The 24,859-nt window shown below is 42.4% G+C and carries 19 protein-coding genes; 10 read left to right on the plus strand and 9 right to left on the minus strand.

Annotated features, from left to right (window positions below):
* Positions 1-356: 356 nt before the first annotated feature.
* Genes UH38_RS01635 through UH38_RS01645 form a run of 3 tightly spaced genes read left to right on the plus strand, consistent with a single transcriptional unit; the run spans position 357 to position 2,849 of the window.
* A complete protein-coding gene (locus UH38_RS01635; RefSeq protein WP_200892235.1) occupies positions 357-1,619 on the plus strand; it encodes a class I SAM-dependent methyltransferase in 1,263 nt (420 codons plus the stop codon).
* On the plus strand, positions 1,616-2,515 hold the full coding sequence (locus UH38_RS01640) for a DUF928 domain-containing protein (RefSeq protein ID WP_052672213.1): 900 nt from the start codon (positions 1,616-1,618) through the stop codon (positions 2,513-2,515). The genes UH38_RS01635 and UH38_RS01640 overlap by 4 nt, the downstream gene beginning before the upstream one ends.
* Before the next feature lie 31 nt (positions 2,516-2,546).
* Positions 2,547-2,849 carry a type II toxin-antitoxin system Phd/YefM family antitoxin gene (locus UH38_RS01645; protein WP_045052845.1) on the plus strand — a complete coding sequence of 101 codons (303 nt, stop codon included), beginning with the start codon at positions 2,547-2,549 and terminating at the stop codon, positions 2,847-2,849.
* A 59-nt stretch (positions 2,850-2,908) separates the two neighbouring features.
* Here UH38_RS01645 and UH38_RS01650 read toward each other — a convergent pair whose 3' ends face one another.
* The 4 genes from UH38_RS01650 to UH38_RS01665 form a co-directional block, all read right to left on the minus strand.
* The gene (locus UH38_RS01650; protein ID WP_045052846.1) at positions 2,909-3,181 is read right to left on the minus strand and encodes a ParE family toxin-like protein; all 273 of its coding nucleotides are present in this window, start codon (positions 3,179-3,181) and stop codon (positions 2,909-2,911) included.
* Positions 3,178-3,399 (minus strand): hypothetical protein, encoded by a 222-nt coding sequence (locus UH38_RS01655; RefSeq protein WP_045052847.1) that lies wholly within the window; start codon positions 3,397-3,399, stop codon positions 3,178-3,180. Before UH38_RS01655 ends, UH38_RS01650 begins: the two co-directional genes overlap by 4 nt.
* A gap of 79 nt (positions 3,400-3,478) precedes the next feature.
* On the minus strand, positions 3,479-4,393 hold the full coding sequence (murQ, locus tag UH38_RS01660; RefSeq protein ID WP_045052848.1) for an N-acetylmuramic acid 6-phosphate etherase: 915 nt from the start codon (positions 4,391-4,393) through the stop codon (positions 3,479-3,481).
* A gap of 30 nt (positions 4,394-4,423) precedes the next feature.
* A complete protein-coding gene (locus UH38_RS01665) occupies positions 4,424-4,795 on the minus strand; it encodes a DUF3110 domain-containing protein (protein WP_045052849.1) in 372 nt (123 codons plus the stop codon).
* A 187-nt stretch (positions 4,796-4,982) separates the two neighbouring features.
* Here UH38_RS01665 and UH38_RS01670 point away from each other — a divergent pair, with 187 nt between their 5' ends.
* Entirely contained in the window at positions 4,983-10,397 is a 5,415-nt protein-coding gene (locus tag UH38_RS01670; RefSeq protein ID WP_045052850.1) for a translocation/assembly module TamB domain-containing protein, read from the plus strand.
* A gap of 431 nt (positions 10,398-10,828) precedes the next feature.
* Positions 10,829-11,944, plus strand: a complete 1,116-nt coding sequence (locus tag UH38_RS01675) for an HAF repeat-containing PEP-CTERM protein (RefSeq protein ID WP_045052851.1) — start codon at positions 10,829-10,831, stop codon at positions 11,942-11,944.
* Between the two features lie 54 nt (positions 11,945-11,998).
* Here the strand turns inward: UH38_RS01675 and UH38_RS01680 are convergent, their stop codons facing one another.
* Complete coding sequence (locus UH38_RS01680) at positions 11,999-15,421, minus strand: CHAT domain-containing protein (protein WP_045052852.1); 3,423 nt, start codon at positions 15,419-15,421, stop codon at positions 11,999-12,001.
* Positions 15,422-15,593: 172 nt separating this feature from the next.
* On the opposite strand from UH38_RS01680, the gene UH38_RS27000 reads away from it, so the two are divergent.
* Together UH38_RS27000 and UH38_RS27005 are read left to right on the plus strand one after the other, a co-directional pair.
* On the plus strand, positions 15,594-15,710 hold the full coding sequence (locus UH38_RS27000; protein WP_072044866.1) for a DUF2887 domain-containing protein: 117 nt from the start codon (positions 15,594-15,596) through the stop codon (positions 15,708-15,710).
* 148 nt (positions 15,711-15,858) lie between these two features.
* Complete coding sequence (locus UH38_RS27005) at positions 15,859-16,044, plus strand: hypothetical protein (RefSeq protein WP_045052853.1); 186 nt, start codon at positions 15,859-15,861, stop codon at positions 16,042-16,044.
* 103 nt (positions 16,045-16,147) lie between these two features.
* On the opposite strand, the gene UH38_RS01690 is transcribed toward UH38_RS27005, so the two are convergent.
* Together UH38_RS01690 and arfB are read right to left on the minus strand one after the other, a co-directional pair.
* A complete protein-coding gene (locus UH38_RS01690) occupies positions 16,148-16,813 on the minus strand; it encodes an SDR family oxidoreductase (protein ID WP_045052854.1) in 666 nt (221 codons plus the stop codon).
* 54 nt (positions 16,814-16,867) lie between these two features.
* Positions 16,868-17,281, minus strand: coding sequence for an alternative ribosome rescue aminoacyl-tRNA hydrolase ArfB (arfB, locus tag UH38_RS01695; RefSeq protein WP_045052855.1), 414 nt, complete (start codon positions 17,279-17,281; stop codon positions 16,868-16,870).
* Between the two features lie 240 nt (positions 17,282-17,521).
* Here arfB and UH38_RS01700 point away from each other — a divergent pair, with 240 nt between their 5' ends.
* Complete coding sequence (locus UH38_RS01700) at positions 17,522-17,824, plus strand: RNA recognition motif domain-containing protein (RefSeq protein ID WP_045052856.1); 303 nt, start codon at positions 17,522-17,524, stop codon at positions 17,822-17,824.
* Positions 17,825-17,828: 4 nt separating this feature from the next.
* Here the strand turns inward: UH38_RS01700 and UH38_RS01705 are convergent, their stop codons facing one another.
* Both UH38_RS01705 and UH38_RS01715 read right to left on the minus strand, forming a co-directional pair.
* The gene (locus tag UH38_RS01705; RefSeq protein WP_144405600.1) at positions 17,829-18,965 is read right to left on the minus strand and encodes a WD40 repeat domain-containing protein; all 1,137 of its coding nucleotides are present in this window, start codon (positions 18,963-18,965) and stop codon (positions 17,829-17,831) included.
* 44 nt (positions 18,966-19,009) lie between these two features.
* Positions 19,010-21,598: a CHAT domain-containing protein gene (locus tag UH38_RS01715; RefSeq protein WP_052672214.1), complete on the minus strand. Its 2,589-nt coding sequence runs from the start codon at positions 21,596-21,598 to the stop codon at positions 19,010-19,012.
* Positions 21,599-21,750: 152 nt separating this feature from the next.
* On the opposite strand from UH38_RS01715, the gene UH38_RS01720 reads away from it, so the two are divergent.
* Positions 21,751-22,572 carry an Rpn family recombination-promoting nuclease/putative transposase gene (locus tag UH38_RS01720; protein ID WP_045052859.1) on the plus strand — a complete coding sequence of 274 codons (822 nt, stop codon included), beginning with the start codon at positions 21,751-21,753 and terminating at the stop codon, positions 22,570-22,572.
* A 116-nt stretch (positions 22,573-22,688) separates the two neighbouring features.
* Positions 22,689-24,710, plus strand: a complete 2,022-nt coding sequence (locus UH38_RS01725; RefSeq protein WP_045052860.1) for an FAD-dependent oxidoreductase — start codon at positions 22,689-22,691, stop codon at positions 24,708-24,710.
* Positions 24,711-24,859 lie beyond the last annotated feature (149 nt).

The following is a 24,859-nucleotide window of genomic DNA, read 5'->3' on the forward strand; positions in this document are numbered from 1 at the left end:
TACTTTCTCTATAGCCTACAAGTTTACCGTAACTGAGCCGACTACCCAAAATTTAGCTGGGTTGGCAGGGAAATATTGCAGTTCTATCTATGCTTATGGTGGCACGATTCGAGCAAGCTGAGATATTTAAGTATTTATTGCAGACACAGTTTTTTCAGTCTAGTGTTGTCTGAGCAGTAGCAGCGATCGCAAGTAAGATCTAAATTACTTAGCAGCTACTCAAAGCCCAGATTACACCGCAGGGCAGCTTTTGGCTGGCAAGGCGAGTGGAAGTAAATAGATTGTGGGATGAAAAGCTTGCCAGATATATGCAGAAGTTGTAGGCTGAAGCCCATCAAAACTAGCGCATGAAGTATATGAATCGCAAGCTAGATAACTTACCCAGCGCCGAACGCTATCTATATCAACTTTTCAGTCTAATTGAAGTAGGGCATTTGACGGTAATTAACCCTCAAGGAAAGGAATTCAACTTTGGGAATAAAGAATCGTCTCCTCAATTACAACTATTAATTCACAACCCCAATACCTACGATCGCATTCTTACATTCGCCGACTTGGGGTTTTGCGAGGCTTATATGGATGGTTGGTGGGATGAAAAAAGCGATCGCATATTTGATTTGATTGGCTTGTTTCATTTTAATGGAGTCTATGCCAAAGCCCGCGAACGCATAACGCTGCCGTTAGTATTAAAAATTATTGCTCAACGCCTGCAAACAATTCCAGTAATTATTCAAAATAGCCGCAAAAACGTTCAACACCATTACGACTTAGGCAACGATTTTTATCAGCACTTTCTCGATCCGACGCTAACTTACTCCTGCGGCTACCGCCTTCGAGAAACGGATACTTTAGAACAAATGCAGTTGCAGAAGTATGAATTGATTTGTCAAAAACTATCTTTACAGCCGGATGAATCGCTTATAGATATCGGCTGTGGCTGGGGAGGAATGCTAATTTATGCTGCCGAACGCTATGGCGTGACTGGAACGGGTATTACCCTAAGTTTAGAACAGGCAAATCTAGCTAAAGAAAGGATAGAGCAAAAAGGACTAAGCGATCGCCTCAAAATTGTTGTCGCCGATTACCGCCAAGTGCAAGGGCAATACGATAAGTTTGTCAGTATCGGGATGTTTGAACACGTTGGTAAAAATAACTTTGTTACTTTCACGCGCAAAGCAGCAGAACTGTTAAAGCCTAAAGGTATTGGTTTATTGCAAACAGTAGGAACAGAAAGTAATTTAAGAAATGGTGCTTGGGTAGATAAATACATTTTCCCTGGAGCGTATGTACCCCAACTGCATGAATTAGCTAAAGCACTGCTATTAGCAAAACTATCTGTTGCTCACGCGGAAAGCTTAAAGCCTCATTATGCCGAAACTTTGCGGCACTGGGCAAATAACTTTACTCAAAATAGAGCTAAAATTGCCTCGCTCTCCGCAACCTATGACGAACGGTTTTTGCGGATGTGGTATCTTTACTTGCAATCTTTTGAGTCTGCATTTAGATATGGAGGCACTCACCTCTACCAAATTTTGTTCTATAAAAACAAGCAATGGGTGTTGAATGCTCCTTTAACATTTTCTGCAAATACTATATCAACTGCGATCGCCGCCAAATGAAAAGAATTTTACTTGTATTTCTGCTATGTGCTGGCATTAGTCCTATTGCACTACCAGCAAGTATTGCAAATCCAGTTAATGTTGCTCAATTTCGTTTGAGTTATGACAAGTATATGCAGCTTGGCTACGCGGCTAATGCGAGACGAGACTATAAAAATGCCTTAATTAATTTTAGAAAAGCGCTCAAGCTACGCCCTCAAGATAAATATGCTACTAGGGCAATTAGTAATGTTAGTAGATATGCTAAAGCCCTGCGTCCTGGACAACTTTATACTTTTGTACCTGCAAATAGAGGTACGCCCAATAATCGCCAATCAGGAGGAACGCGCGGCTGCGCCACAGCAGGTAGCGAACAATTAGTTGCTTTAGTACCGGAAAAAGAGGCGTTAACTACAGCAGAGTATCCTGCGCTATTTTTCTACATACCGCAGCATTCATCCCCAACTATAGAATTTGTGTTGCTTGACAACCAAGATCGGGAAATCTACAAAACAAATATCACCCCGAACACGAAAGCAGGAATTGTCCGGCTCGATTTAGCTGAATTTCCAAATATTCCAGCTTTAAAAAACAACCAAAAATATCATTGGTATTTCTCGTTAGTCTGTCAAGCAGAAGATCGTTCGGGAGATAAATATGTCGAAGGATTTATTGAAAAGATAGCACTAGATCCATTTTTGGCTGGTGAGTTGAAAGCAGCAAATCCACGCGATCGCGCCTCGCTGTATGCTGCTAATAGTATTTGGTACGATGCTTTAGCTGCACTATATCAAGCTCGTCAAGAACGCCCGCAAGATCCAGCATTGGTCAAAGGTTGGGCAGATTTGCTTAAGTCAGTAGGCTTAAACACAGTTGCTCAAAAGCCTTTATTACCCTGTTGTAACGCTCGAAGATAGAATAATATGTACCTAATCGCGTACATTAGTCATGTTTTATTACGAAATTACTTCTCCAACCGATGCTAGAAACGGATTTTTTCAGTTACTAGAACAAGTAGTCGAAAACCATCAAGTATATATTATCAATCGCCGCGATGGTGAAAATGTAGCAATGATAGCAGAGTCAGATTTAACAAGCTTAGTTGAAACAGTGTATTTATTACGCAATCCTGCTAACGGTCGTCGCTTGCTAGATGCGATCGCTGAATCAAAAGCAGGCAAAATTCAACCTCAATCCATAGCAAAACTCAAACAGGAGTTGAATGCTGTAGTTACTTCTAATAATTGTTAATTGCGGCTCTAAAATTACTATTTCGGCAACTAACATAATCTCGTAAAATATAAATTTATCTATAAGTTTCTTAGCAGCCGATCGTAGTTGCTATGTGAGCCAATCCAAAACCACACAATTGTATCAGGGTTTTTCATTACTGCTACAGCACGCCAGCCAATACCTGCCCTCACTGAGTATATCGGTTGCTTCGTATTGAGTTTTTTGAACTCTAAACTTGGATGTAAAGGATTCTGCTGCCAAAGTTTGTAGTTTTTTCTTGCTGCTTTTTGAACTCTTTCAGGTAACTGTGCAAAGTATTCGATAAACTCTTCGGTCAATTCTGACTTCATAGTTCGTCAAAACCTAATGCCTTAGTTTTTCCATTGATAGAATCGCTTAAAGCTTTTGCTGCTAATTCTTCCAGTTTCGCGTTTTGTGGTTGAGATAGCGATCGCTGCCATTTTAGCTCGTTTTCAACATCATCAATAAGCTGCTCGGCAAGTTCGTTTTGCAAATAATCTGGCAGATCTTGTGCTTTTCTAAAAGCTTCTGCTAGTAGGTCGGTCATGATGTTCATAATGTATCAGAAACTACACTTAGTCAGAATAACTTATTTTACTAACCAATGATTTGAGCTAATTGCGTACTCATTTTTGATGGCTATCAACTGCGGCTCTAAGATTACCATTGTGTTGTGCTAACAAGCGATCGCACCCCTCCCTACCTAATCCCGTCCAATGCATCAGCAAAGCTAATTTAACTGACTTGCCGCTTTGTTCTAATAGTATGCCTGCAGCTTCTCTATTTAAGCCTGTCAAGTCTTGCAACATCCGTAATGCGCGATCGCGTAATTTCTTATTAGTTACCGCCACATCTACCATGCGATTGCCATAAACTTTGCCTAACTGCACCATTACGCCTGTAGATAGAATATTTAAAGCAAGTTTAGTTGCCGTACCAGCTTTGAGCCTTGTCGAACCTGCCAATACTTCCGCACCAACTAACAAGCGAATATCAATATCAGCCTCCGCACTTACTTGATTTTCGGGTACGCAAGCCATAAAAATAGTTGTTGCACCCCGCCGACGCGCTGCTTGCAATGCGCCATGCACAAACGGCGTAGTACCCCCAGCGGTAATTCCTACTACTACATCTAACTCAGTTATTTGCCGTTGAGAAATCGCTGCTTCCCCATCTTCAGCACGATCTTCCAAATCTTCCGAACTGCGTACCAAAGCCGCCGCACCGCCAGCAATAATTCCTTGTACCAATTCTGGCGGACTGCAAAAAGTAGGCGGGCATTCTGCTGCATCTAATACGCCTAATCTGCCACTGGTTCCCGCGCCAATATAAAACAATCTACCGCCATGACGTAGTGCCTGCGCTGTGCGCTCAATCGCCTCTGCTAGCTGAGTTTTTGCTGCCGCTACAGCCGCGATCGCTTGTTCGTCTTCTTGGTTGAACAATTCTACTAATTCTAGGGAACTTAACTTGTCTAAGTTCTGACTATTAGGATTGACTTGTTCTGTAAGTAAATGACCCCGCTGTTCCAAATTATCAATCCTCTTCTATTTACTTAGTTTTGAGCTACTTTACAACAATCCTTCAAATTGCCGCCGAATGCGATCTAACTCACTATCAGACATTTGTTCATCTACATCCGGTTTGGGATTATCCTTTTGCCAGTCCAATTCCTCGACATTCGCCTCCGGCGGTACTGCTAAAGCACCTTCAGGCACTATTTCCCAATCGTAGTCAGCACTGGTACAAAATTCCTCAAGTTCTTCGCTATCCATAGGTTCTACAGTAGCAGGGGGAAAATCTTGAGCTTCTAACATGAGCGCAAAACGGGTAGCATCGTCCTCTGACTCGAACATCAGGAGTTTATTGCGATCGCCTACTCGAATGGTATGAATTCCCTCATTTTCGGTACGGGCATTAAACAGTAAAACAAACACGCGCATGATGCGATTATTTTCTCTCTTCTCTAATTGTTATTTATCTTAATGTCATAGATTCCTAGTGCAAACAACTATTTTTATAATTTCTTCCATATATTACTAACTGCACTATCTTCAAGTTGGCATTCATGATATACCAGTTGTACTATTTTGGGCAGTGGTGAGCAGGCTGATACATTGTGAGGCGTGAATGACAAAGTTATCTGACGAAACCGATAGCCAACAATCATCTAATAATTCCGGCAGGCGTTTCTGGTTAGTATGGTTGAGACGCACAGGAATCTATTTAGGTATCCCGCTAACTATCGGACTTAGTGCGGGCGCTTGGTGGTTGTGGGTTTTCGTTCAAGAACGTCTAGCGCCTTTAGTAGAACAAAATCTGACTCAAACTCTCAATAGACCTGTGCAATTAGGCGCAGTTGAAGAATTTTCGCTCTCTGGGTTACGCTTTGGCAAGTCTTCTGTACCAGCAACATCCAGCGATCCAGATCGCGCTAGTGTTGAGGCAGTAGAAGTAAACTTTAACGCGATTCAGCTACTACTTACTCGCACTCTGCAGTTAGACGTAACTTTAATTAACCCTGATGTTTATATCGAGCAAGATAACGAAGGTCGCTGGGTATCTACGACTATTGCCTCCGAGGAAGGAAAAGGCGCTTTTAAAACTCAACTAGATACTATTAATGTTAAAAATGCTGACATAGTATTAGTGTCAAATCAACAGCCTAAGAGCAAAAAGCGCGTATCTTTGGCTCAAGTTGACGGTTCTGCTCAGTTTTTGGAAGATAACGAGTTAGTTAAGTTTAATGTCAGTGGCAAACCTCTAACTGAGGGGAACTTACTCGTACAAGGAGAAGCACGTCCGCGCTCTTCAGAAATTAACGTGCAAGTGCGGGGACAAAACCTTTTAGCCTCAGATTTAACTCGATTAATTAAGTTGCCTTTGGAAATTCGCTCAGGTAGAGCCGATGCCAATGTAAGAGTACAAAGTAAACCAGATGAGCCAACTTTATTGTTTGGTACTGCCAATATTAGAGCAGTTACAGCCAAGGTGCCGCAATTACCGCAAGCCTTTAACAAGGCTACAGGCACTCTACTATTTAGAGAAACGCGGATTGGACTGGATAATGTCAAAGCAAGTTACGGTCAAGTTCCAGCGATCGCTAATGGTACGCTCGATCCTGAAGTTGGCTACAATCTGACTGCTCAAGTACCATCAGTTAGTTTATCAACAGCCCAAAATACCCTAAATTTAAAGTTGCCCGTTGCTACTAGCGGTGTAGTCAAAGCCGATTTGAAATTTGCCGGACCGATTAAAAAACCCATACTATCAGGCAACGTTGCCACAATTAAGCCTGCTCGGATCGATCGCGTCAACTTTAGTAGTGTGCGATCTCAGTTTGCGTTTTCGCCAGTAGACGAGGTAATTGCCTTAAGCAACATTCAAGCAAAACCAGCGGTTGGCGGTCAAATTGCAGGTAATGGCATTATTAAACTAGGGCAAACACCGCAATTAGGTTTTACAGCAGTAGCAAAAAATATTCCTGGTGATACGCTCGCTCGCCTTTATAATGTCTCTGCGCCGATTAAAATCGGTACAGTCAGCGCCAAAACCCAAGTTGGCGGCACGATTGATAAATTACAAACCATCGTCAACTGGGAAGCGCCGCAAGCGACTTATCCTGGTAGCGGTCAAATTGTTATCGAAGACACAAAGACTTTTACCTTCCGCGATACGAAATTGCAAGTAGGCGGAGGTACTGTAAGAGCGATAGGACAACTAGCAGGCGATCGCTTCCGCGCCTCTGTGCTAGCAAGCAATGTCAGGTTAGGACAAGTATTAACTGTTCCTCCGGCTTTGCAGTCGCCATTAAGCGGTAGATTTAACCTTGTTGGCTCAACCAATAACCTTAAACCAGAAGCTATTACTGCTGTAGGTGAAGGTAGATTAAATGTAGGTGGCGGCACAGTTACAGCCACGAATATTCAGCTAAGTCAAGGACGCTGGCAAACTCAACTTCAAACTCAAAACGTACCTATAGGACAGTTAGCACAAGTTCCCCCGCAGTTGCAAGGCAGGCTAACAGGCTCATTTAAGGTAGCTGGTATTACCCAATCTTTTGCGCCAGAGACTATTAATGCTGTAGGTCAAGGGCGCTTAAACATTGCTGATGGGACAGTTACAGCGACTAATATTCAACTAACTCAAGGACGTTGGCGATCGCAAGTTCAAACCCAAGGCGTGCAAATCGGACAATTATCGCCGCAAATTCCCCCCCAATTTCGCGGTAGATTGACAGGCTCATTTCAAGTTGCAGGCATTACTCAATCTTTTCAACCCAACACAATTAGCGCTACAGGTCAAGGACGCTTAAATGTTGCCAATGGGACAGTAAACGCTACTGATATTCAGCTAAATCGCGGTCAATGGCAAGCACAAGTTAATGCGTCAGGACTTCAACTCGATCGCTTTTCCGAACAACTACGCGGGCGCTTGAACGGTCAACTGCTGGTAGCTGGTAATTTGGATAATCTCAATTTGAGCGGAATTCGCGCTGCTGGTCAAGTGCGCTTTTCTCAAGGCGTGGCTGTAGTCGAGCAACCACTTACAGCCGATATTCAGTGGGATGGAGAAAAGGTAATAGTCAAAGAAGCAACGGCTCCAGATTTGGTTGCTAGCGGGTTAATATTTGTCGAAACTCAAAATACTCCATCGATTCAAGCGCTGAACTTGAATGTCAAAGCCCAAAATTACAACCTGCAAGATTTACCATTTAAGCTACCTGATACAGTGAGTTTGGCAGGTCGTGCTGATTTTGCAGGCAGAATTAGCGGGAGTTTGCCATTACCGAATGTCGTCGGTGGTTTGCGCTTGCGCGGTTTGGTAGTAAATAATCTTGCCTTCGATCCGGTATTAACTGGTAACGTGCAGGTAAACGATCGCAAAGGTATAAATTTAGATGTTACAGGTACGGGCGATCGCATTGCTGTCAATCTTAACTCCAACTATCGCCCCACTTCTTTTATCGTCCAGCGCGATCGCGCGATCGCTAGAGGACAAGCTCAAGGACAAAATCTGCTAGTTAATGTAGAGAATTTCCCCTTGCAGACGCTCAAACTAACTTTACCTCCTTCTCCTTTGGGGAGAGGATCTGTAGCTGGATTGCTGACAGGGGATTTTACTATTAATCAAAACACATTTGCTGTTGCTGGCGATGTGGCGATCGCCAATCCCGTTTTAGGTCAACTTAAAGGCGAGAGATTTTCCGGTCAATTTAGCTATAACGAGGGAGCAATAAGTTTAACTGATGCCCAATTTGACAGTGGTGATAGTCTTTATGCTGCTTCGGGAAGATTTACGCCTACTGCCAATGGTCCCAAAATCCAAGGTCAACTCAATGTTACTCAAGGCAAACTTCAAGATGTAATCGCTGCGGCGCAAGCTTTAAATTTCGGCAATTTGGGCAGTTCTAAAAAGCCACCATCAGATGCAGGTGCAGTTGCTTTAGCGACAGAATCAGTAGGATTGCCGAATGCATCGTTGCAAGCTCAATTGCGCCGTTTCTCAGAAATTAATATGTTGCTAGCGATGCAACAAAACCAGGGACCAGGTAATATGTCTCTGCCAGGGCTGGAAGACTTAGCCGGAACTTTCAACGCCCAAATTGCTGTAAATGGCTCCTCTTTAGATGCTGTAGCTGTTAAATTTGACGTTACGGGGCAAGATTGGAAATTAGGTAACGATTATACGGCAAGTCAAGTCGTTGCCCAAGGTAGCTATGTTAACGGTATTCTTACGTTTGAACCTTTGAGGCTGCAATCGGAGAAATCTTTGTTAGCATTCAACGGTCAAATTGGTGGCAAACGGCAATCCGGTCAGTTGTTGGTAAATAATTTTCCTATCCAAGCGATCGATAATTTTGTCGAATTGCCTGTGGATTTAACAGGTCAACTTAATGCCAAAGCAAGCTTATCGGGGACACTTGCCAATCCGCAAGTGCAGGGAGAAATTAGTTTAGCAGATGGCACGCTCAATGAAAAAGCGATCGCTTCTGCATTAACAAGTTTTAGCTATAACAACGCGCGTTTGAACTTTGATAGTAATATTGTGGTTGATGGACCAAAACCCATTACTATTAGCGGCAATTTGCCTGTGGCGTTGCCTTTTATTGCTGCAAAACCAGACACTAACGCCATTAGCCTTGATGTCAATGTCCAAGATGAAGGTTTAGCGTTGCTCAACTTATTTACTAACCAAGTAGCTTGGCAAAGCGGCGAGGGACAGGTAAATCTGCAAGTGGACGGTACTTTAAACGCACCTGTAGCAACTGGTATTGTCACAGTCAACAATGCCACGATTACGGCTCAAGCTTTGCCAGAGGCGCTAACTGATGTTACAGGGACGATAAATTTCAACCAAGACCGCATTCAAGTAAACAACGTACGGGGGAATTTTTCTCAAGGTCAAGTGGTGACTCAAGGAGTAATTCCCATATTTAAGCGTTTGAGTGCAAACGACCCAGATTTAGCTAATCCTTTAACAGTCAATCTCGACCAGCTAGCGCTAAATTTGCGCGGATTGTATCGCGGTGGCGCGAGTGGCAATGTTACCGTTACCGGAGCAGCACTTAGTCCAGTTATTGGTGGTGAAGTGTTATTAGCTAACGGTGAAGTGTTGTTAGGTGAAAGACAAACAGCTACACCTTCTAGTCAAGTTGCAAATTCTTTGCGTCAAGACAACAATACCAATCAAATCGCTACAGCACCAGAATTTAACAAATTACAACTAACCCTAGATCGAAATATTAGGATTACTCTACCGCCAGTATTGGAGTTTGAAGCAAACGGCGGTCTTACTCTTAATGGCAGTTTAGACGATCTGCGTCCTAGCGGCACTATTGGCTTGCGTCGCGGAGGAGTAAATTTGTTTACTACTCAGTTCGTGCTAGCGCGCGGGTATGAGAACAAAGCAACTTTCCTACCGGAAAGAGGTCTAGACCCCAATCTTGATGTGCGTTTAATTGCGAGAGTTCCAGAAGTTACGCGAGCAAGGGTTCCTGCTTCTGCTGCATCTACAGAAATTTCTGATAACGTATTGGCTTCAGATTTGGGGGCTTTAAGTACCGTACGCGTCCAAGCTAGAGTCAAAGGTGCTGCTAGCGAAATTTTTGACAATCTCGAACTAACGAGCGATCCTACCCGCAGCCAAAATGAAATTATTGCTTTAATTGGTGGTGGATTTGTCGATACTTTAGGGCGGGGCGATAGTACATTGGGACTAGCAAATTTAGCAGGCTCGGCAATATTAGGCAATTTTCAAGGAACTGTCAGCCGCCTTGGAAATGCGCTCGGACTTGATGAGTTGCGTTTGTTTCCAACTGTTAGTAATTCTGAGGAGTCGCGCAATTCGACTTTGGGTTTAGCTGCTGAAGCTAATATCGATGTTACGCGCAATCTCTCTGTTTCTGTATTGCGGATTCTCACAACTAATGAACCTACTCAATTTGGTCTAAGTTATCGCCTTGATGACAATTTCCGCGTCCGAGCTTCTAGTAATTTATCGGCAGAAAGTTTAGCAATCCTCGAATACGAAAATCGGTTTTAAATAAAAGCCTATTAGAGGTAGATAGCTATGCATGAATTTGAGAGCGCAAATTTGCAGAAAAATGAACAACGAGCGCTATAAGTGAATTAGGAAGCAAGCGATCGCTAGGCTAAGTTTATATGCTTTATACTGAGTCGAAAGTAAGCTCAAATCACCTTTGCTCATACAGAGTAAATGTATATTGTTTATTACACCACAGATAGATTTTTTGATGTAATCTCATATATATTCAAGCTTATATTACTTGTCAAGATTGAGAAAAGTTATATTTTGCCCGTGAAAGAAAGTTAAAATTAGGTGTAAGATATTAAGAGAAAATCTCGATCAATAAAAGTTAATTAGTAATAAAATAACTACTTAAATACAAAATATTTTTTAAACAGTTAGGTTAAAAATTTTAACATTTTTACTAATTTTAAAGAGGAGTAATAATGCCTGCGCTAAGGAAACTATCAATTGCAAGTCTTGGAACTGCTGTAATTAGTTTGGGAGCAGTTGCACCAGCTAACGCCGCCGCTTTTTATAACATTACTGGATTAGACTTTTTGCCCTCAGACATCAACGACAAAGGCGAAGTAGTTGGGGAGCAATACTTGTGGCAAGCTGGCAAGGTGACAGATTTAACAACCATTCCTGGCGCTAACAATAGTCCCATCTCTGCGACAGCTATTAACAACAATAGCAAAATTGTTGGCGGTGGACTAAACGCAGGTGGTTTTAGCGATCAACCCTTCATCTTTGACGGTACTGCAATAACAGACTTAGGTAGACCTGGTGATTTTTGCAACGAATTTTGTCCTCCTACCACTGCTGCTGACATTAATGATGCAAATGTAGTAGCTATAGGCTATGTCTTATATAGTGGTAGTGAAAGACCCGTCACTTATATCCAGGATGAAAGCGGTACTCAAACAGAGGTGCTTTTTGATACATTTGCAGTAGGAATTAATAATACAAATCAAGTAGTTGGCTATTCTCCTGCTAGAGCAAGAGGTTCTGGTGAAGGTCGTTTGTGGACTGAGAACAACACAACTACTTTGCTACCTGCTAACGCACCTGAGTTTGCGATTTTTGGGACATCCATAGCAGACATAAATAATTTAGGTCAAGTAGTTGGTGCTGGACCTGAATTTAGTTTTCCCGATAACAGCCAAGCACAAATATGGAGCGACCCGCTGAATAATTCTATTGGCACTATTTTAGGTACTCTAGGCGGTAGTACAAGTCGTGCTAATGGAATAAATGACTTAACTCAAGTAGTTGGTGCTTATAGTCTTGCTGATGGCTCTACAGAACACGCTTTTCTATGGGAGAATGGCGAACTGGTTGACCTCAACACCTTAATTGACTCAGCTTCAGGTTGGGAATTGACCTCAGCAGTCGAAATTAATGAACATGGCGATATTATCGGTATCGGCAACTTTAACGGCGAACAACGAGGCTTTATTGCTAGTGCTAAACCAGTCCCCGAACCAACTTCTACTTTGGGAGTATTAGTAGGTGTATTTGGTCTTGTAAGTTGGCGCAAACGACGAGTAAAGCGATAAGAAGTAGGGTGCGTTTTGAAAACGCACCCTACCAAAGAGCGATCGCACTGTATATTAGCTAGCATCGCCAATGAGAATAAATGGCGACCAATATAAAGGATGTTTGTCAATTAAACTAAGTTTTGCTTGCCGCAACGCTTCACCTTTGGTTTTACCTTGTTTGAGGTTTTCGTAGAACGCAATCATTAGTTCTTTAGTCTCCTCATCTTTGGCTAACCACAAACTTGCAATCACGCTATCTGCGCCAGCACGTTCAAATAAGTAAGCCATACCCGCAAATTCCTCACCATTGGACTTAGCTTGCACTGCTGTTTGACAAGCACTAAGCACAACTAAGTCGGTATTTTTTAACCCTAACAAAGCTGCATCGGCGATATTGAGATTACGATCGCTAAATAGCAATGTATTCGCCTCCATGTTCAAGTCAGGACAACCTTGAGTCTGAAAACAGCCATGAGTAGCCAAGTGCAAAATGGGGAAACGCAGTGATTGATTTTTGAAATTGCTCAAAGTAGCGCGATCGCCAATATATGCCTCGCTGCCTGGTAAAATTGGCGTAATACTTTCTACTTCTTGTTCTGCACCCGCTAATTTGCGGCGATCGCCAGGAGAAGGATTACCAAGAGCTAGCATAGCGCTCTTTTTCTGTGTTTGCGGCAATGCGCGACTAGATAAACGAGTCAGATTGTTAACTGGATATTTCTCAATTAGATACTTACCCGTTTTGCTGTCGATTAGCGTTTCAAATGGAATATAACGCAGCTTACCTGTAGCAATAATGCTCAATTGTTGGGGATTAGCAGCCTGAATTTGCGCTTCGATAGGACGAATCAAAATATCGTAGAGTTTGGAGCTATTGGCGCGGAATCTTTTGGGAAACCTAGCATCAGTAAGTTCGCTGCGGTATTGGGTTACTAATTGGTCAAATAATGCTGGATCGAGCTTTTGTTTGGTAACTGTAAGCTTATCTTTAGTAATCACAAATAAAGCGATCGCATTTGGGACATTAGTGACATCAGTAAGTAAAACTGGCTGCACAACTACTGTGTTAGCAGGAATATTCGCCCGCAACTTGGCAACATCTTGAGGTGTAGTTTCAAATAATTCTGCTACTTCAGGAAACTGGCGAGATATACTTTCTGCTTGTTGGTTAATTTCTGCTTGTAATTGGTTAATTTGCGCAGATAGCTCTACAGAAAACTTAGTTTGCAATTGCTGGCGCAGGCTTTCTAAACGCTGATTAGATTGGTTCCATTTTTCAATTGCTTGTTGCGCTTGAGGGTTAGCCACTTTTGCGTCAATCAAGCGCGAGTAATCTGCTAAATCGGCTGTAGTAGTCAGGTTTACCCATTGGTAGGCGCGTTCTGGCTGTTTTTGGTCTATCAGTAAGTCAATCAAACCAATTGCTCTTCCTCTACTTGCGTCTAGAAACTGCTGGCGATTTGCTCTTTCGAGTCCTTTACGAACTTGCAATGTTATTTCTACTGCTTGTTCGAGGTTTTCGATCGCTTCAGTTGGTCTATTGCTGTCTCGATAGGCTACACCGACATTACCTAGAGTTGCAGCTTTAATGCTAGCATCGCCGATTTTATTGGCAATAGGTAAAGCTTGGTTATAAAATGTCAACGCTTTGTCAGGCTGAGAGTTTGTATAGTAAACTAGCCCAATATTATTTAGTGTTGTTGCTTCTCCACTCAAATCGCCTACTTTGCGCCGAATTGGTAAAGCTTGGTTATAAAATTCTAAGGCTTTTTGTTGCTGTCCTAAGTTTCTATACACTTCGCCAACATTACTCAAAGTAGTAGCTTGGACGCTGATATCTTTGACTTCTTTGAGAATCGGCAAAGCTTGATTATAAAATGCTAGCGCCTTTTGTGATTCGCCCATAGCTGCGTAGATTACGCCAATATTGCTCAAGGTACTAGCTTGCTGGGATCTGTCGCCTACTTGCTTGAATATCGGTAACGCTTGATTGTAAAACTCTAATGCTCTTTTAGGTTGCCCAATATTATTGTAAACTCCACCAATATTATTTAATAATATAGCTGATTGCCTTGTATCTCCTACTTGCTTAACAATAGGCAAAGCTTGATTATAAAACTCTAATGCCTTTTGCGGTTGTCCTATGTTATTGTAAACTTCACCAATATTATTTAATACTGTGGCTTCTTGAGCGCGATCGCCAGATTTTTGCACGATCGGTAAAGATTGATTTAGAAACTCTAAAGCTTTTTGCGGTTGTCCGGTTGCTAAATAGATACCAGCAATATTATTAAGCGCAATAGCTTGTCCCGCAGAATTTTGTATAGTTCTAGTTATCGACAATGCTTGATTATATAGGTCGAGAGCCTTTTGCGTTTCTCCAGTTGCGCGATATACAGCACCAATGTTATTTAGAGTTGCTGCTTCTTTATAGCGATCGCCTGTTTTTCTAAATATTACTAAAGTAGAATTAAATGCCTCTAGAGCTTTCTGCGGTTGTCCGGTTTCTAGATACAAGCCAGCAAGATTGCCCTGAGTAACTGCTTCTTGACTAGAATTACCTGCTTTTTTACTAATCGATAAAGATAAATTGTAAGACTCTAAAGCCTTCTGCGGTTGCCCTGTAGATTTATACAATTCACCAATACTATTAAGAGTATTGGCTTCTCCCCCAGTATCGCCTACGGCTCTATTGATGGGCAAAGCCGAGTTGAAAAACTCTAGTGCTTTCTGTTTTTGCCCAAGCTGGCTGTAAACTATCCCAATACTATTTAAGGTATTAGCTTCTTGGGATCTACTGCGAACTTCTTTGAAAATTAGTAAAGCCAAGTTGAAAAACTCTAAAGCCTTCTGAGATTGTCCAGTAACTCGATAAATTTCGCCAATATTACTCAATACAGTACCTTGTCCCGATCGATTGTTAATTGCTTTAAAGTTATCTAACGCTCGATTGTAGGCATCTAATGCTTTTTGAGTTTGCCCAATATTGTTGTAATTTAAACCAATACCTAATAAGGCTGTAGCTTCAGTTTCTTTGTCATTAACCTGGCGATTGAGTGCTAAAACTTGTTCAAATGTAGCGATCGCTTGTTGGGGTTGTCCTTGCTTAGTCTGCTGGATACCTTGTTGCAACAATTTTTGAGTGTTACCAGCTTGGGAAGTAGAAGGCTGATTTGACGGTGTTTGAGGAGTTGTACTAGGACTTATTGCCAAGAAATTACTAATTAAGTTAATAGCAGCAAGGATTTCTCCTTCTGTTTTCTTATCCTTGAGTTGTCTGGCTAAGACTAAAGCTTGTTGCAATGTACCAACTGCCTGTTGAAATTGTCCTTGTTCTGTATATTTAACTGATTGCTGTAGTAATTTTTCTAATTCTTGCTTGGGCGATCGCGTTTGGGCGGAAGCTATGTGAATTGTTGGCGGTACAGCGATAGAAGCTAGACTAATAGAAACGGTTAAAAGGCTACTCAATAGTTTTTTTACAGGCTGGCTCATAAAAACTTTGTCTTGAAAAGAATAATTATCCTAATAAGAGAATAAATGCAAAATAGTCTACCTAAAGACTAAATATAGTATTATGCTGGCGATAATGCTTAAAAATAGCTGAGTTAACCCTGAAAAGTAGCTGATACTGCTAGGATTTTTCAACAGCTAAAAGAGATCGCCTGTGAAAACCGACACAATCTTCTACTATTTGTTCCAAGAATTTCCCACTATATTCTTTGAACTCATCGGTCAATCTGCAACACTCGCCAACGACTATCAAGTTAGTTGTAGAGACTAACAAAAAAGCCACAGCAAAAGCTACAGATCTAATTTCGCAAGCAAGGCAACAAATAGCAGATCGACAAATCCAGTAGCAAATCTTAGAATTTATAGAGACGATAGTTATATACAAGTTTCCTCATCTCAGCTGTCAGGAGATAGAAGCAATGTTAGGTTTAGACATAATTAGGAATACTAGAGTTTATCAAGAAGCCTATGCAGAAGGCGAACAGAAAGCCAAGTTAGAGACAGTACCTCGGCTGTTGAAAATGGAGTTGACTGTAGAGCAAGTAGCGGAAGCTCTAAATTTGGATATTGAAGTTGTACAGCAAGCCGTACCAAAACAACCGTAAGTTGAAGCGATCGCCCAACCTCGAATTATTATCCTGCCGGACTCCAAGTTAGGAAGTTGAGGCAAAAAGGCAGCACTATCAGTATTTTTGCTTCTGGTACTTGCTACCAAGGTAATATTTCACCGTTACTATGCCAAAAAGTACCTGTAGTTTCTAGCGTCAGTTCATCAATTCGCGCTAACAATCCTCGCACCGATATTTCTGGCGTGATGCCGTTAGCTGTAAAATTAGTCATACGAGTTTGCACTAAGCCTGGGTGCAAAATAGCAACAGTAATGCCTTGTGGTTTGAGATCGACAGATAAAGATTTACCTGCCATTGATAGGGCAACTTTAGACATCCGGTAGCCGTAGGAACTTCCAGAAGTATTATCGGCAATTGACCCCATACGGCTCGTCATCAGTATAACCTTTCCACCCACCTGAAGACGGGGAAGCAATACCTGAGTTACCCGCAACGCACCCAAGGCATTGACTTCAAACTGCTCTCTAATACTGTCAAAATCAAGATGTTCCAGGGTTACGCGCTTGATAATCCCAGCATTGTTGATTAAGACATCAATTTGAGTTTGTCCTAACCGAGCAAGTAAGTCTGCAACAGAATCATCAGAGGTGACATCGATGCCTTCCTCTACTCGGACTCCTAACGCCTTCAATTCGTTAGAAGCCGTCCGACAAACTGCGATCGCGCTATCCCCCCGCGCCTGGATTTGACGGCAATATTCGTAGCCGATACCGCGATTTGCCCCTGTAATTAAGTACGTTGCCATAGTAATTTGACTACTCGCTCCACTCTTTTCAACTTTGGAGAAGCGGAGATTGAATTATTCAGTAACCTTAGCTCTATTTGCTTTAATTTGCGATCGCCTGCTTTTGCTATCGAGCCGCTTTAGCTGCGAACTACGAGATGGCAAAGTTCGCCTGCGCTTTTTGGGGACTACAATAGCGCTTTTAATTAGTTCTTGCAATCGTTTCAGTGCTTCCTCACGATTTTGTTCTTGGCTGCGGTGTTCCTGTGCCTTGATGACGATTACGCCTTCTTTGGTAATGCGATGGTCGCTAAGTTGTAATAGCCGCTCTTTATAAGTATTGGGTAGAGAAGAAGCCTCAATATCAAAACGCAGATGGATCGCTGTTGCTACCTTATTGACATTTTGACCTCCTGCTCCCTGAGAACGGATAGCGCTAAGTTCGATCTCGCTTTCGGGGATGATAACTGTTGGAGAAATTTGTAGCATATTTTAATTTTATACTTTGAATAGGTACTATATCTACCTTCAAATTTAGAGGAATTGCCAAGGGCGATAATTGCTCCTCCTACTTATCTCAAACAGATGAGCAGAAATTTAGTGCAAAACTATTGATATTTATGCTAGGTTAGCTACTAAGATTACATTCGGCTGTATAGGTTATTTTTAAATATTATAAGTCTCTCTCCGAATCTAACTCTAAACACCTAATGATTCTGGGAATTTTTTATGTCACTGTATGTTGGTAATCTTTCCTACGATGTTGAGGAAGACGATCTCAGACAAGTTTTTGTAGAATACGGAACTGTTAATCGGATTCAAATGCCTACAGACCGCGAAACAGGTCGCAAACGCGGCTTTGCTTTCGTGGAAATGAGCGCAGAAGCAGAAGAAGATGCAGCAATTGAGGCGCTTGACAGCGCTGAATGGATGGGTCGGTCTTTGAAAGTCAACAAAGCCAAACCCAAAGAGGATAGAGGTCCTTCTGGTGGCAGAAGAGGCGACAATAGTGGCGGCTACTCTAGACGTTAATAATTCAGCGCAGAATATTAATGGTTTGGTTGCCTTGTGCGATCGCCATCTGTTGAGCATCGGGGCTAAAGACTACGGTCGTTAGCCCACTTGTTGGACTGAGGTTTTGCGGAAAATCCCAAGAGTTTCTAGTCTGGAAATTACCGATATGGTATCCAGTCACATCTCCTCCGTAGACATACGTTTGTGCGTCAGGACTAAGAGATAAAAGGCTATCGGTGCGATCGATAGGTAGCTCTGACGAGCTTTGTAACTTACCTGTTTTAATTTGCCAGCGATAAAGGCGGCTAAATATGCCGCCATCGGATGTAAATGCGATCGCCTCTTGTTGATTGGGACTAAAAATAGCATCCAAAATCAACATTACATACTTACCATCTAGCGCTTGTAGTTTGGCTTGCAGTTTGCGGGCGCTTAAATTCCACAAGTGCAATTGAGAATTGCCAGTAACAAATCCTAATACCGAACTGTCTGGGCTGAAGGCAAGCCGATTTATATAGGTTACAGCCGAGCGAGTAATTTGTTGCAGCGTTCCTTGTCTAGCATTCCAGATCCGCACTCCAACTTGAGGGTTACGAGAACGGCTGCTGATGCTTGTAGCGAGGAAGCGACTGTTTGGGCTGAACTCAATTTGACAAGCTGGGGTTTCATTGGTTTGGATTGCATGAGTTTGAATAGGGCTTGTCCATTGCGCTTGTTTAGTCTTTAGGTTCCAAACTTTGAGTTCGACTTGGCGCTTGGTTGGCAAAGTAGGAGCAGAAAGGGAATACATTAAGGCAGCCGCCAAATACCCATCAGCACTAAGCGCAACATCACAAAGGGCAAACCCAGATTTTGCTGGAAAGGCGTAGATTTGTTTACCTGTCGTCAAGCTCCACAGTTCGGCAGATTGTTCGTTAGCGCCGTTGGTTAGTAGCGTTTCACCATCAGCGCTAAATTTGAATTTGGTGGCATTAGTTGGCAAAGAAATCCGCAGCGTTGGACGTTCCCAAGATTTTGCCAAGGCTGATGCAGAAAGTGCAATGCTGGAAACTTTGGACTGGGTGTTAATCGCTCTACTAGGAATCTGTTGGGCGATCGCCTTTAGTGAAGCTGCACAAGTGACACCTGACAATAATACAACTGTAACTATAGATTTCATAGGAAAAATTAGATTGAATTCAATCTAATGATGCGATCGCCCACTTAACGAGCATTGCCAATGAGGATAAATGGCGACCAATATAAAGGATGCTTGTCAATTAAACTTAGTTTCGCCTGACGTAATGCTTCTGCTTTAGTTTTACCTTGTTTGAGATTTTGGTAAAACGCAATCATCAAGTCTTTTGTCTCCTCATCTTTGGCTAACCACAGACTTGCAATTACACTTTTAGCGCCAGCGCGTTCAAATAAATAGGCAATTCCAGCAAATTCTTCACCGTTGGAATTAGCTTGCACCGCCGTCTGACAAGCGCTGAGGACAACTAAATCTGTGTTTTTGAGTCCCAGCAGCGCCGCATCAGCAATATTAAAGGAGCGATCGCTAAACAATAAACTATTTGCCTCTAACTTTAAGTCTGGACAACCTTGGGGTTGAAAACAGCCATGCGTCGCCAAATGCAAAATAGGAAAACGAGGAGCAAGAATTTCAAAATTACTTAGAGTAGCTTGTTTACCAATGGCAGCTTTACTTCCTGGCAAAATAGTTGTGATATCTTTTACTTCCTCTTCTGCGCCTGCTAAGTTGCGGCGATCGCTAGGAGAAGGATTGCCAATAGCTAAAATTGACGGCTGCTTATCTAACTTTGATGAATTGAAGCGCTCGGAAAGACGAGTAAGATTGTTGATAGGATATTTCTCAATTAAATACTTGCCTGTTTGGCGATCGATTAGCGTTTCAAAAGGAACGTAACGCAACTTACCAGTTGCAACAATACTTAATTGTTTGGTAGAAGCTGGAATTTGAGCTTCTATAGGGCGAATCAGAATGTCGTAAAGATCGCGGCTAGTAGCTTGATACTTGCGAGAGCTTGCAGTTGTTAGTTGAGTACGGTATTGAGTAACTAGCCCGTTAAATACTTTTGGATCGAGTTTTTGTTGTTTGACAGTGATTTTATCTTTGGTGAGGACAAATAGAGCAATAGTATTTGGTACGCTACTAACGTCTGTAAGTAAAACAGGTTGCACAACTACAGTATTAGGTGGAATATTCGCCTGCAACCTAGCAATATCAGCAGGCTTAGTTTCAAACAATTCAGCAACTTCAGGAAACTGGCGAACGATTTCTTCGGCTTTTTGGTTAGTTTGAGCCTGTAATTGATTGATTTGCGCTGATAATTGAGGCGAAAATTTTTGTTGCAATTGCTGCCTTAATGCGTCTAACTGGCGATTAGCTTGATTCCAGCCGTCAATTGCTTGCTGCGCTTGAGGGTTTGCAACTTTAGCATTAATTAGACGAGAGTAGTCGGCAAGATCGGCTGTAGTAGTTAAGTTTACCCATTGGTAGGCACGTTCAGGCTGTTTTTGAGCGATGAGTAAGTCAATCAAGCCGATCGCCCTACCGCTGTTATTGTCCAAAAACTGGCGACGATTGACTCTTTCTAGCCCTCCCCGCAGTTGTAAGGTAATTGCTACAGACTGCTCTAAATTAGCGATCGCTTCAGTCGGTCGCTTGAGATCTCGATACACTGTACCAATATTCACCAAAGTAGCAGATTCTCCAGCTTTGTCGGCAATTTTTCGCCACAGGGGCAAAGCCGATTTGTAACTGGCTAAAGCTTGTGGTAGTTTGCCCATACTGGCATAGATTACGCCAAGATTATTAGTAGTATTAGCCTCGCCGCTAACATCGCCAACTTGTTTATAAATTGCCAAAGCCGAGTTGTAATACGCTAATGCCGATTGAGATTGCCCAAGTTCGTTAGTAATTGCCCCAAGATTATTTAATGATGCGGCAGCACCCAGCCGATTTTCTGTTTTTTGATGAATTGGCAAAGCCTGTTTGAAAAATGATGCTGCTTGCTGGGGTAATCCAAGTTCGCGGTAGGCTACACCAAGATTATTTAATATTGTGGCATCTTGAGTGCGATCGCGAGTATTACGGCGAATCTCTAAAGCTTGCTGAAGAAATTTCAATGCTTGCTGCGGTTGTCCAATAGCTATATATGTTTCACCAATATTATTTAGCGCTGTGGCTTCTCTGGGGCGATCTTTTACCTCCCTATACAACGGCAAAGCTTGATTGTAAGCTGCTAATGCTTGTTGAAATTGTCCGATATCTTTATAAACAGCGCCAATATTATTTAGAGTTGTAGCTTCCCCAGCGCGATCTTTTACTTGTTTGCGTAACACAAGCGACTGCTTGAGAATTGATAAGGCTTGCTGCGGTTGCCCAAGATTGAGGTAAATGACGCTTAGATTATTTAGTACGCTAGCTTCGCCATTTAGATCTTTAACTGTTTTGAAGATGGCAAGTGCCTGGTTGTACGACTTCAAGGCTGATTGGAGTTGTCCGAGAGTGTTATAGTTTAGACCAATTCCTAGTAGCGCGGCAGCTTCAACTTTTGGCTGTTTGAGCTTGCGGGCAAGGGCGATGAGTTGCTCTAGCGTATCAATGGCTGCACGCGTCTGTCCTTGTTGAGTTTGAGCGATCGCTTTATCGATTAATTGGTTTAATGCTTGAGATTCTGGAGAATTTTGCGTTTGGGCTGCGACATTTTGAGCTACTAGCAGTAAATGTAGAGGAGTTATGCCAATACTTAGTGCGAGAAAACTACTTAAAAGCTTGTTTGCCATATTTACATTGTTATCAATTAGGGCGTAGCAGTATATCTTTTTAAAGACGAAGCGATCGCTTGCGGCAAGCTGACAATATATTGTCACTCGCTCTAAGTATTATTATCGCCATGCAACACTAAAAGTAACTTTGGACGATCGCGCGATCGCCTATGAAAACTGATACCCTTTTTTACCGTTTGTTTCAAGAATTTCCCAGCATCTTTTTTGAACTAATTAGTCAACCTGCTACTCAAGCCGATGCTTATCAATTTACATCCATCGAACTAAAACAACTTGCCTTTCGCCTAGATGGGTTATTTTTACCACCTAGCAACCAGCCAAATCTACCAATTTATTTTGTGGAAGTGCAGTTTCAAAAAGATGAGGGGTTTTACTACCGCCTGTTTGCCGAAATCTTTCTCTATATCTACCAGTACAAACCAATCCAAAATTGGCGTGCAGTTGTAGTTTACCCCCGCCGCAGTGTCGAGGCACAACAGCCAATACAATATCAACTACTTCTAGCTAGTAACCAAGTACAAATCCTATATTTAGACGAGTTGGAGGAACTTGCAGAAAACTCTTTAGGGGTAGGTATTGTGCAGTTAGTTGTTGAAAGCCAACAAACAGCTACCCAAAAAGCCAAGCAACTAATTTCCCAAACAAGACAACAAGTAGCAGATGCGCAAACTCAGCAGCAAATCTTAGAATTTATAGAGACGATAGTAATATACAAGTTTCCGCATCTTAGCCGTCAGGAGGTAGAAGCAATGTTGGGTCTAGACTTAATTAGAAATACCAGAGTTTATCAAGAAGCTTTTGCAGAAGGCGAGCAACAAGGTAGATTAGCTGGCGAGCAACAAGGCGGATTTGTAGCTAAATTAGCAGCAGTACCGCGATTATTAGAGTTGGGTTTGAGTGTAGAGCAAGTAGCACAAGCTTTAGAATTGGACGTGGAAACTGTCAAACAGGCAGTACCAAAACAGCCATAGAATTAGTTGATAAGCACTAGATCGCTAAATTCATCCTAAAAAAGCTTGCATTGAACAATTTTGGAGTGTTAACGTCTATGGCTAGCTATATTGAAAAGTCAAATAGACTTTAGACTATGAAGCGATCGCTCGTTAGCCTTACTCTAATTTCAACTTTATTTACTCCTGTCGCCTTTGCTGCACCACCTAGAACCCCAGACCAAACTGTAGAGTGTGAAATATTAGTCGCTGGTGGCGGACTTGCTGGCGTTGCTAGTGCATACGAAGGTTTACTCGCTGGTAAAACAGTTTGCTTAACTGAAATCACCGACTGGGTAGGCGGTCAAATTTCCGCTCAAGGAACTTCTGCTCTTGACGAACGACCGACGCAAAGAGCCAAGCTATTATATCCGCGCGGTTATATAGAATTACGCCAACGTATAGAGCGCAAGTATGGAGAGCTAAATCCTGGGGATTGTTGGGTGAGCGATTCGTGTTTCCTTCCCCATGACGGCGACGAAATTTTGCTTTCCTTGTTAAAAGATGCAGCCAAAAAAGGCAAGGGGAAGTTTAAATTCTTTCCTGCTACTGTAATTAAAGAATTAAATACCGCCCAATCGGGGAAAATAATCGATAGTGCGATCGCAATTACTCACAAACCCGCCAAAGGCGCACCCCCACTCAATACCGAACCGCTATCAAAAACTATTACTGAAGCATATACTTACGCAAATTCCTCGCGGTTCGACAAAACTATTGTGCGTTTTGTCCCTGCAAAACCGAAAAAAAATAGTGCTTTAGCAAAAAGCAATGCTCCTAATTGGTACGTTGTCGATGCTACGGAAACAGGCGAGTTAGTTGCTCTTGCTGATGTCCCCTACCGACTCGGTATCGATGCGCGTTCTTACCTTGAACCATCATCATCTAGCGCTACAAGCGACCCTTACTGTACCCAAGGCTTTACCTACACTTTTGCAATGGAGGAGACTGAGGAACCGCAACCCCAGAAAATGCCGCCTTTTTATATGCAATACTCCGGCTACTACAGTTACGAGTTGCAGCGGCTAGCAAGTTTTCCTTTAGTTTTTACCTATCGCCGTATCTGGAGTCCCGATGAAGGTGAAACAATCAGTTTTGGCGGCGTTAACTTTTCTGCTCCCGTACCGAAAGATATTTCCATGCAAAACTGGACGTGGGGAAATGACTACCGTCCAGGTACTAGCGCCGATAATTTAGTCTATACTCGCAACCAACTACAAGCAACCAAACAACTGCAACCTGGTCAATGGATGGGTGGATTGCGCCAAGAAAGTTTGCGTAAGGCTGAAGAAATTTCTCAAGGCTATTATTACTGGCTGGTCGCTGGAACTACCGATTCTCAGCTAGGAACAGGAGTCAAGGAACCTCACCCCAATCACCGCTTTTTAGCTGGCTTAGATTCGCCGATGGGAACGGTTCACGGCTTATCTAAGTATCCATATATGCGCGAAGGACGACGAATAATTGGTAGACCGAGTTGGGGTCAACCTCAAGGCTTTACTGTCTGGGAAATTGATATTTCTCGCCGCGATTACAATGACGACTATTACAAACAAACTTTATCGCCAGATACTTATCGGCGGCTGAAAGCAGCGCTAGCAGGTTTAGAAACAACAGCAGTAATTAGCGGTGCTGAACCAGCTACTAAAGCGATGCGGCGAACTCGTTCGACAATTTTTCCTGATTCTGTAGGTATTGCTCACTATGCAATAGACTTTCACCCCTGCATGGTCAAAAGTCCCCCAGAAGCGCCAGGAAATATCGAGCGTCCTGGCGAACGATTAGGTGCAGGACAAGCTTATCCCTTCCAGATTCCTTTGCGGTCGATGATTCCCCAAAAAATCGATAATATGCTGGTAGCTGGGAAGAGTATTGCGACAAGTCATATAGCTGCTGCTGCTTACCGAGTACATTCTTTTGAATGGTCATCTGGTGCTGCGGCTGGTACTACTGCTGCTTTTAGTTTAGAGCGGGCGATCGCACCATTTCAATTAGTAGACCAATTACCACAACAAGAACCCCAACTAGAAGCTCTAAAACGCCGCCTCAAAGAAAACGGCAATCCTACAGCTTTCCCTGATACATCCATATTTAACGAAAACTGGGAAGACTGGAAGTAAAACAGTGACCAGTGACCAGTGACCAGTAACCAGTTAACTAATTGATACTTTAGTAATATTAGAGTTGAGAGTATGTTACTGAAAAAAATCTCGCTCGCTGATAACTATTCTTCTGGTATGTTGGAATGTAGTTTAGTCAAGCTTGTTTA

The organism is Aliterella atlantica CENA595, from assembly GCF_000952155.1.
GTDB classification, from domain to species: Bacteria; Cyanobacteriota; Cyanobacteriia; order Cyanobacteriales; family Chroococcidiopsidaceae; genus Aliterella; species Aliterella atlantica.

What these genes read in the sequence shown, in the direction of transcription:
- UH38_RS01680 (WP_045052852.1), bottom strand. Translation starts at nt 15,421, where the DNA reads ATGAGCCAGCCTGTAAAAAAACTATTGAGTAGCCTTTTAACCGTTTCT.
- UH38_RS01705 (WP_144405600.1), bottom strand. Translation starts at nt 18,965, where the DNA reads ATGAAATCTATAGTTACAGTTGTATTATTGTCAGGTGTCACTTGTGCA.
- UH38_RS01700 (WP_045052856.1), top strand. Translation starts at nt 17,522, where the DNA reads ATGTCACTGTATGTTGGTAATCTTTCCTACGATGTTGAGGAAGACGAT.
- UH38_RS01655 (WP_045052847.1), bottom strand. Translation starts at nt 3,399, where the DNA reads ATGACCGACCTACTAGCAGAAGCTTTTAGAAAAGCACAAGATCTGCCA.
- UH38_RS01670 (WP_045052850.1), top strand. Translation starts at nt 4,983, where the DNA reads ATGACAAAGTTATCTGACGAAACCGATAGCCAACAATCATCTAATAAT.
- UH38_RS01715 (WP_052672214.1), bottom strand. Translation starts at nt 21,598, where the DNA reads ATGGCAAACAAGCTTTTAAGTAGTTTTCTCGCACTAAGTATTGGCATA.
- UH38_RS01720 (WP_045052859.1), top strand. Translation starts at nt 21,751, where the DNA reads ATGAAAACTGATACCCTTTTTTACCGTTTGTTTCAAGAATTTCCCAGC.
- arfB (WP_045052855.1), bottom strand. Translation starts at nt 17,281, where the DNA reads ATGCTACAAATTTCTCCAACAGTTATCATCCCCGAAAGCGAGATCGAA.
- UH38_RS01645 (WP_045052845.1), top strand. Translation starts at nt 2,547, where the DNA reads ATGTTTTATTACGAAATTACTTCTCCAACCGATGCTAGAAACGGATTT.
- UH38_RS01675 (WP_045052851.1), top strand. Translation starts at nt 10,829, where the DNA reads ATGCCTGCGCTAAGGAAACTATCAATTGCAAGTCTTGGAACTGCTGTA.
- UH38_RS01665 (WP_045052849.1), bottom strand. Translation starts at nt 4,795, where the DNA reads ATGCGCGTGTTTGTTTTACTGTTTAATGCCCGTACCGAAAATGAGGGA.
- UH38_RS01690 (WP_045052854.1), bottom strand. Translation starts at nt 16,813, where the DNA reads ATGGCAACGTACTTAATTACAGGGGCAAATCGCGGTATCGGCTACGAA.
- UH38_RS01725 (WP_045052860.1), top strand. Translation starts at nt 22,689, where the DNA reads ATGAAGCGATCGCTCGTTAGCCTTACTCTAATTTCAACTTTATTTACT.
- UH38_RS01635 (WP_200892235.1), top strand. Translation starts at nt 357, where the DNA reads ATGAATCGCAAGCTAGATAACTTACCCAGCGCCGAACGCTATCTATAT.
- UH38_RS01650 (WP_045052846.1), bottom strand. Translation starts at nt 3,181, where the DNA reads ATGAAGTCAGAATTGACCGAAGAGTTTATCGAATACTTTGCACAGTTA.
- UH38_RS27005 (WP_045052853.1), top strand. Translation starts at nt 15,859, where the DNA reads ATGTTAGGTTTAGACATAATTAGGAATACTAGAGTTTATCAAGAAGCC.
- UH38_RS01640 (WP_052672213.1), top strand. Translation starts at nt 1,616, where the DNA reads ATGAAAAGAATTTTACTTGTATTTCTGCTATGTGCTGGCATTAGTCCT.